This is a genomic window from Mycobacterium sp., from assembly GCF_049683935.1.
Classification (GTDB): domain Bacteria; phylum Actinomycetota; class Actinomycetes; order Mycobacteriales; family Mycobacteriaceae; genus Mycobacterium.
Genome location: NZ_JBAUJR010000507.1, coordinates 1 through 8,045 on the forward strand (window position 1 = coordinate 1; position 8,045 = coordinate 8,045).

Here is an 8,045-nt window from a genome sequence, read left to right on the forward strand (position 1 = left end):
CTGATCTCCTGCCCGGCGTCAGCGCGCCGCAATTGGGCTTGCGGCCTGACGCGACGCCGGGCAGGGCTACCCGTTCAACCGCGCCGTCGACACAATCGACACAGCCCGCTCCATCGCATCCTCACCCAGCACCCGAAACGACGTCATCCGGTCCAGCTCCGCGCTCGTCGTCGACGGATTCAACCCCTGACACTGGCGGGCGAACAGCCCGAACTGCTCCACAGCCTCCTGCAGATGCGCCGTCAACTCCATCGAGGGCGCCGGCAGCTTCGCGTCGAGCGCCTCGACCTGGCCGTCGAGTTCCCGGCAGCCAGCCCGCGCATCCGCGAAATCCCCTGCCCTTGGTGGCGCTGCCGATCCAGATGAACGCGTCACCGATCCCGTTCAGGCCACGCCCGAGGCTGTGACAACGACTGTCGCCGCGCCTACGTCGAAAGAATCAGGCGATCGTGAATTGGGGATCTGAAGAACTCTCACCCAGCCTCCGTTGTGGCGACTGGCTGCCCTCCGGTGCTGCAGCCGGCCAACGTGATTACAGCCGCGGCAGCGGCAATTCCCCTCGTGATTCTCCCCATGCGCGCGCATCCTACGCCCGCACCCCCCGCCCCGACCCGGCGTTCAGGCGGCTTGCTGCCAGCACCGCTCCGGACGCTCATCCTCCGGCAGACTCACCGCTACCGCGACCTTGGTCAGCGCCAGCAGGATCGCGGTGTAGTCGCCCAGGTCGTCGCCGTCAGCCATCACGCCACCGGCAGCGGGCCGGTGCTCTCCCCGGCCGCCTCCGACACCGCGCGGATCTCGTCACGCGTGGTCATCGTGTACCGCTCGGTCGTCGCCACCGAGGCATGACCAAGCGCCTCCTGCACCGCACGCAGATTCCTGGTTCCGGCATACCCGCGGGTCGCGAAACGGTGCCTCAGCTTGTGCATCGTCCAGCCGGGCGGCATCAGCTTGCTGATGACGGTGCCCACCCACTGAGGACTCATGTGGCCGTCGTAGGCGCCGGGGAACAGGTAGCCGTGCTGACAGAACCCGATGACCTCTGCCGCGAGGCTCTCGGTGATCGGGACGACGCGCTGCTTCCCGCCCTTCCCTCGGACGATGAGCGCCCACCCGGTGCGGTCACGGACCACATCATCGCGCCGCATCCCCGCCACCTCAGCCCGCCGCAGACCAGCTTCACCAGCAAGGCGCGCCATCACGCGCTCCCGCGGCGACGCGGCGTCGAGGAGATCGCGCCACACGTCGTCGGGGCACGGCCTGGGCCGAGGTTTATCGCCGGGCATCTTCGGCAACAGCATCGCCGGGTTGCTGTCCATCAGCTCGTTTCCGATGCACCACTCGCAGAACGAAACCAGCGAACACCGGACGCTCTTGCGGTGCTCAAGCGACCAGTCGTGCGCGCTGAACAACTCGATGAGCAGTGCCAATGACAGTTGTCGCGGATTGTGCAGTTGTGTTCGGCGGGCAACCATCCGTAGATGATCTCGCCGAAGTCGTTGTGTATTAACGCTTGCGCCTGATATGCGCAACCATGTGAGCCATCCCCCGATCGCCCTCTCCCAAGGCTGCGGCAGGCCGTGTCCGCCGCTTTCCATGGGGTCATTCCTAACAAGCCTCAGACGATTTGTCATCTAGTTCGGCTAACTCTGCTCACACGCGTGCTCGTCTCAACTTTTGACGGTTCACGTTGCTACGCCGCTGCTGGCAAGGTCTCAACCAGCTCATCACTTGGTTGGGCGCTGAGTGTGACGGGCGGCTTACGGGCACCCGCGCACCGCGGCCCGGACTCAATTGCGCAGTGTGAACCCCGCGTCGAGCGGCCACGACGTGCCGGTGATGAACCTGCCCGCATCGGAGACCAGCCACGCCACGGCGGTGGCGATGTCGTCGGGTTCGACGAGCGCGATCGGCAGGGCGTTCTGCTGGGCCATCAGCCACGGATCGCCGGCAGCGGCCAGGGTCATCGTCGCGTCGTTGATGATCATGTCGGTGTTCACCCCGCTGGGGTGGATGGTGTTGACGCGGATCGAGTGGGGTGCGAGATTGCTGGCCCATCCCTGCATGAGGGCCACCAGCGCGCGCTTGGATGCCGCGTAGGCCTGTAGTCCTGCCCGGTCGGTGTCGGAGGCCTTGAGCCCCTGGGTGGAGCTGGTCAGCACGATCGAGCCGCCACGGCCGCCGGCGATGAGAGCGGGTATCGCGGCATCGACGGTGTTCCAGGCCCCGATGAGGTTGATCTCGACGATCTCGCGGAAGTCCCGGCGTCGCCGCTCACTGTCGGTGACGCGGATGACGCCGGCATTGGCGACGACGATGTCGATCCGGCCGAACGCTTCGAGCCCGCCCGCGACGACGGCGTCCACGGCGTCGGCGTCGCGCACGTCGGCCGCCCGGGCGAGGATTCGGCGACCCCGGGCCTCGACCAGCCTCACGGTCTCGTCCAGATCGTCGGCTGTCGCTCCCGGGTAGTCGGTGAAGTCGAACTCTGAGCAGACGTCGAGGGCGATGATGTCTGCGCCTTCGCCGGCCAGTCGGACCGCATGCGCGCGGCCCATGCCGCGTGCGGCACCGGTGATGAAGGCGACGTGGCCGTCGAGTGTCGTCACGGTCAGCCTCCGGTACTTTCGCTCCTGGCGTCCGCAGGCGGAAAGTTGACGTTCTTGGTGACCGCTTCCCACTCGTCGATCGACGCGGAGAACGCGGCCAACTTGTCGCGCACCGCCTTCAACACGTCACGGCCGAGCAGCAATCGCAAGGGTGGTTCGTCGAGCTTCGTCACCATCAGCACCGCTTCGGCGACCTTGCGGGGGTCACCCGGTAGATGGTTGGCGAACTCCTTGATCAGCGTCTTGCGGGATCCGACGTTGTCGTCGTAATCGCCGATGGGGGTGGCGGATTCCCACATCGACCGCGCCGCCCAGTCGGTCCGGAACGCGCCGGGTTCGATCGCGGAGACCTTGATGCCGAACGGTTTGACCTCCTGGGCCAGCGCTTCGGTCAGCGCCTCGAGCGCGAACTTCGTCGACGAGTAGTACGCGTTGGGCGGGTTGGCGACCAGTCCGGTCATCGACGAGATGTTGACGATGTGCCCCGAGCCGCGGGCACGCATCCCGGGAAGGATCGCCTTGATGGTATCCACGACACCGAAGTAGTTGGTGTCGAACAGTTTACGTACCTGCTCGTCTTCGCCTTCCTCGATGGCCGACAGGTAACCGTTGCCTGCGTTGTTGACCAGGATGTCGGTGCCGCCGAACGCCTCGTCTGCGGCTCGGACCGCGGCACCGATCTGATCCTTGTCGGTGACGTCGAGCGCGACGGTCACCGCACGGTCGCCGAACTCCTCGGCGAGATCGGCCACCGACTCGGTGCGACGTGCTGTCACCACCACCGAATGTCCTTCTTCCAATGCGGCGCGCGCGATTTCGCGTCCGATGCCGGTGGAACATCCGGTGATCAGCCAGCGTGCCATGTCAGTTGGTCCCTTCGGGTAGCCGGCGCAGATAGGAGGTGCGCCGGTCGGCCAACTCGGTGGCCCGCTCCTGCGACGACACCCGCCGTAGCGCGGGGACCTCGGAGTCCAGGTCGTCGAGGCTGATCACCCGCCCGCGAGCGCCGAGGTCCTCTTTCGGCCCATCGCCGCCGAACTCGGCCATCCGCAGGGTCAGGATGCCCTCGGTGAGCCCGTCGGAGTCGATCCAGTTCACCACTCCGGGATCGGTGGGCGAGATGACGTAGGTGTAGGTGCCGTCCTCGTTCGGTACCGACTGGGCCTTGTTGAGGCTTCCGGTGCGGTCGACGATGTCGAGTGTGGTGCCCCAGATGTTGCTCAGCGGGACGGTGAAGTATTCGGCACCGCCGTCGCTCACGTCGACCACAAAGGCCTCTCCGGGATTCAGGTCGAAGCGTCCCATGACGTACACCTGATTGCGCATCGCGCCGACCTTGTCGGCGGACCACGCGAGGTTGAAGTTGTTGGGCGCCATCTTGTAGATCCCGTGGCTGAGCTTGCCGGTGAAGTTCGCGAAGTACGCCATCATCTCCGCCGTGGCGTCGGCCTGCTCGTCGAGCGTGCGTGCCGGAACCGAGGGCGTCCCGCCGAGGCGCTGCACCGCAAGGTGATTCGGATCGTCACGGTCCCAGTTGAGCAGCACGTCACGGATGTAGAACTCGTGAGCGGCCGGCGTGGTCTGCACATGGTTGGGCCGACCACCGGCAGGGTCGGCGTCGACGGTGATCGTGAAGGATCCGTCGGCGTCGACGTCCATCGTGCGGCCGTTGAGCACGGCGACGGTGCCCATGTTGGCGTCCCACAGGGTGAAGTAGTTCTCCGTCATCCGGTTGGCGCCGACGCGCCCGTTGATCTCGTAGCGCTCGTCGCCGGAGATCGGGATCACCCGGTACACGCTGTCGGGATTGTCGATGCCCCAACGTGATCCGGGGACCGGGCGGCCGGCGACAGGGTGCCCGATCCGGGTGATACAGCTGACCTTGGGACGCAGCTTGTCCTGATTGGACGACCACACCGCCGCGGAGAACATCACCTCGGCGAAGGCGGCGTCGAACCGTTCCCGCATCGCCTCGGATGCTTTCGCGCGACCCAGCCAGGTGTCGGCCACACTGCGGTAGGCAGCCTTCACCGTGGGGTGGCTGGTGAGTTCCAGCGCGGCCAGCTCCTGGTCGTGTTGTGAGTCGGTCGCTACCGGATCACCGGTGAACTGGGTCATCTTGTCCTCCTCGAACAGGGCGGAATCGAGAGTTGTAGGCCGAGAACCGCTCGGCGATCTGGTCGTTGCTCAACCCGAAGTCGGCCGCGCAGTACGGCGGTCGCGCGGGTTCGCGCGGACGCTGCGCCAGCCAGCGCCGCATCGTCGATTCGGCCTCGGAGGTCAACGGCACGTCGATCGCGTCGTACACCCGGGCCACCTGGCCGATCGGATCGGCGACGGCATCGGCGAACTCGATGTCGGTGCACCGGACTCGCTCGTCGTCCCAGCCCCGACGGGTGTTCATCGCGCGGTCGTTGGTCCAGCCCATCCGGGCCAGCCATTCGGCGCCGACCCGGTGGCGGTCGACCTCGTCGGCGTGCATGGCGTGCAGGGTGGCGTTCAGGCCGGCGCCGGACGGAATCGTCTCCCGTGGGTCACGGTGCATGTGCACGATGTGCAGATCGGGAAACCGGGCACGCAGCGTGTCGAGGTAGCCCAGGTGCGCGGGGGATTTCAGCACCCACCGCTGCGCAGTGCGCCCCTGACGGCGTTTCTGCCACTGCACGAACTGCAGCATCCGGTGCAGGTAGGCGTAGGCCGGTGCGAAGTCCTGTCCGTCGATCCACGACCGGTAGTCCGGCACGTGGGCGCCGGACTCCGGGACGTGCGACAGGAACGCATCGGACAGGAAGACGATCTCCTCCTCGGGCTCCCGGGCGTACATCGGGTGGATGGCGAACAACTCCGGCGCCAGTTCGCGCGAGGTGGCCTCGCGCTTCTCGCTGATGGCGATCCGCGGATCCTGCGCAGCCGCCCAGTCGTAGTCCAGTCGGGGAGCGACCTCGACCACCTCCCAGCCATAGCAGCAGTGAAAGCGGTTGTCGGCAGCCAGAAGTCGCTGCAGCAGGGTGGTTCCGCTACGCATCATGCCGACGACGACGATCGGCGCGGCGATGATCTCCTCGGTGATTTCCGGGTGTCGGCGGATCCACTCCTGGGCGCGCAGCCGCATCCGCAGGCTGTGCACCAGGCCCGAGCGCAGGATGTGCACGCCGATGTCGTTGAGGTCGGCGCGACGGTAGCTGTCGGCCAACACCTCCAGCGGCTCCTCGAACGGCAGGGGACCCCAGTCGGAGAGGCTCTCCTTCTGCTGGGCGCGGGCCATCAGCGCAGCCGCGTCGAAGGAGGATGGCACTGCGGTCAGAACTTCAGATGATGGCTCGTGTCGCCCACCTGATCGATGAACATGATCCGGGTGTCGAACCACCAGGCGCCGTCGACGCGGTGGAAGGTGTCGCGGTAGTGGCCGGTCACGATGATCTGCAGGGGCAGCTCCGGGGTGGCCTGGGTGACGCAGTAGTAGGCACCGCCGCTCGCGGTACCGGAGTCCTCGTCGACCTGCAGTCGCACGTTGGTGGTGAAGTGCCTGGTCTTGGGTGTGCCGTCGTCGTAGAGGCGCGTCGCCATCGCGTAGAGCTGCCGAACCCGGTCGGTGCCTTCGAAGACAGTTTCCGGGGGGCCGTTCTCCATGCCGCAGATCCGGCCGTGGGCGAACAGCGCGGCGACCCCGTCCAGATCACCCGCGTCGATCCGCTCGGCGTAGGTGTACACCAGGTTCTCGATCTCGCGGGCGGCATCGCTCATCGGCGGTAGACAACCAGCCAGAAACTGTCATGTCAACGTTTTGTGCACAGTTGGGCACCGCTAACCTCACACGATGACTTCACAATGGTCGCCCGCCCGCCTCGGGGACATGACCGGCAAACGAATCGTCGTCACCGGCGCCACCAACGGCGTCGGCCTCGCGACGGCGCGCGCTCTCGCCCGGGCAGGGGCCCACGTGATCCTGGCGGTGCGCAATCTGGAACTCGGCGCGCAGCGTGCGGCCGAGATGGGCGGCGACACGTCGATCGTCAAACTGGACCTCGCGGATCAGTCCTCGGTCAAGGCGTTCCCCGGACTCGTCGACGGGGACGTCGACGTCCTGATCAACAACGCCGGTCTGGTCGCCCAGCACCGCAGCGACACCGTCGACGGCTTCGAGATGACGATGGGCACGAACTTCCTCGGTCCGTTCGCGCTGACCAATCTGATGTTCGGTCGGGTCCGCTCGAAGATCGTCAACGTCGGTTCGGATGCCCACAAGTCCGCGTCGATCGCGTTCGACGATCCCCATCTGCGCACCCGCAAGTGGTCCTCGTTTCCGGCGTACGCCCGCTCGAAGCTGGCGGTGATGCTGTGGGGCCTGGAACTGGATCGCCGCCTGCGTGAGGCCGGTTCGCCGGTGACCACCTACCTGACCCACCCGGGCTGGGTGGCGTCGAACCTGCCGAACCTGTCCGACACCCGGGTGATGTCGGCGTTCCATTCGGTGGTGACGTCGGTGGCCAACGTCATCGGCAACGACCTCGATGCCGGCGCCGCGCCCACGCTGTACTGCCTCACCGAGCCGATTCCGCCGGGCAGTTACGTCGGCATCGACGGCAGGCTCGGTTTCAAGGGCGGCCCGACGCTCAGCGGCCGCGCGCCCGTCGCCTGTGACTACGAGGATGCCCGCACGCTCTGGGAGTTCGCCGAGCGTGAGACCGGCACGACGCTGAGCATCTAGCCGCGCCCGCACGATCACTGCGGGTTCTCGGCCAGGTACTCCTCCACGGGAATGCGGGTGTCTGCGGTGTACCCGACGGGCAGGACGACGTCGCCGGCGGTGGTTCGGTAGTACACGTCCCACAGGTGGTACGCGGTGAATGCTTCTGGGGCGGAAGCGATCACCGCCGCGTAGTCCTTGATCGCGCGGACGTACTGTTGTGAGTTGTTGTAGCGGTAGAGGGCGAAGTCCGGGTCGCCGACGAAGCCGTTGGCGGCGAGGTAGCGGCCCGCGGCCATGATGCTGTCGCGGGGCGAAAGAATGTCGCCGCCGTCGCCGTACGCGGCGAACGTCGACGGCATGAACTGCATCGGTCCCTGCGCCCCGGCGGTGCTCACGCCCTCGATGCGGCCGAACGCGGTCTCGACCAGGTTGATCGCCGCCAGATAGTTCCAGCCGACACCGGTCGCCGACTCGGCCTGTCGGTAGTGCTCGAGAAGCTCGTGCGCCGGTAGCGGCGGGTTGATCCGCCACGCAGGCACGGTGGACGGGGGTTGCTTCATCATCGACGCGAGCTGCCTGCGGGCCTCGACGTTGCGGTCGTAGACCTCGAGCAGCGCCGGCGGGATGCGCGGGCGGGCGATCGGATCCCATTCGGGGTGCCGTCCGATGGCGCGATAGGCGACCTGCTGACGGCGCGCCGCCGTGAGCACCTCGGCCGGTGACGACGACGGGTCGCGCAGCGCCAG

The 8,045-nt window shown here is 66.9% G+C and carries 10 protein-coding genes; 1 reads left to right on the top strand and 9 read right to left on the bottom strand.

All coding sequences use genetic code 11. The features are described from left to right. Positions 1-66: 66 nt before the first annotated feature. From WA965_RS28860 to WA965_RS28895, 8 genes are all read right to left on the bottom strand, one after another. Entirely contained in the window at positions 67-375 is a 309-nt protein-coding gene (locus WA965_RS28860; protein ID WP_526448288.1) for a hypothetical protein, read from the bottom strand. Between the two features lie 243 nt (positions 376-618). Further along, a complete protein-coding gene (locus WA965_RS28865) occupies positions 619-741 on the bottom strand; it encodes a hypothetical protein (RefSeq protein WP_526297870.1) in 123 nt (40 codons plus the stop codon). Further along, positions 741-1,475 carry a site-specific integrase gene (locus WA965_RS28870; protein WP_526297868.1) on the bottom strand — a complete coding sequence of 245 codons (735 nt, stop codon included), beginning with the start codon at positions 1,473-1,475 and terminating at the stop codon, positions 741-743. The genes WA965_RS28865 and WA965_RS28870 overlap by 1 nt, the downstream gene beginning before the upstream one ends. Positions 1,476-1,790: 315 nt before the next feature. After that, complete coding sequence (locus tag WA965_RS28875; protein ID WP_526297866.1) at positions 1,791-2,609, bottom strand: mycofactocin-coupled SDR family oxidoreductase; 819 nt, start codon at positions 2,607-2,609, stop codon at positions 1,791-1,793. Positions 2,610-2,611: 2 nt separating this feature from the next. Further along, positions 2,612-3,472: an SDR family oxidoreductase gene (locus tag WA965_RS28880; protein WP_526297864.1), complete on the bottom strand. Its 861-nt coding sequence runs from the start codon at positions 3,470-3,472 to the stop codon at positions 2,612-2,614. Position 3,473: 1 nt separating this feature from the next. Then, positions 3,474-4,727, bottom strand: coding sequence for a hypothetical protein (locus WA965_RS28885; protein WP_526297862.1), 1,254 nt, complete (start codon positions 4,725-4,727; stop codon positions 3,474-3,476). Beyond that, complete coding sequence (locus tag WA965_RS28890) at positions 4,708-5,874, bottom strand: sulfotransferase (protein WP_526297873.1); 1,167 nt, start codon at positions 5,872-5,874, stop codon at positions 4,708-4,710. Before WA965_RS28890 ends, WA965_RS28885 begins: the two co-directional genes overlap by 20 nt. Positions 5,875-5,909: 35 nt before the next feature. Continuing rightward, positions 5,910-6,353: a nuclear transport factor 2 family protein gene (locus tag WA965_RS28895; RefSeq protein ID WP_526297861.1), complete on the bottom strand. Its 444-nt coding sequence runs from the start codon at positions 6,351-6,353 to the stop codon at positions 5,910-5,912. A 73-nt stretch (positions 6,354-6,426) separates the two neighbouring features. Between WA965_RS28895 and WA965_RS28900 the strand changes: the two genes are divergently transcribed. After that, a complete protein-coding gene (locus tag WA965_RS28900) occupies positions 6,427-7,317 on the top strand; it encodes an SDR family NAD(P)-dependent oxidoreductase (RefSeq protein ID WP_526297859.1) in 891 nt (296 codons plus the stop codon). A 14-nt stretch (positions 7,318-7,331) separates the two neighbouring features. On the opposite strand, the gene WA965_RS28905 is transcribed toward WA965_RS28900, so the two are convergent. Further along, a partial coding sequence (locus WA965_RS28905) for a lytic transglycosylase domain-containing protein (RefSeq protein ID WP_526448289.1) occupies positions 7,332-8,045 on the bottom strand: 714 nt, incomplete at its 5' end.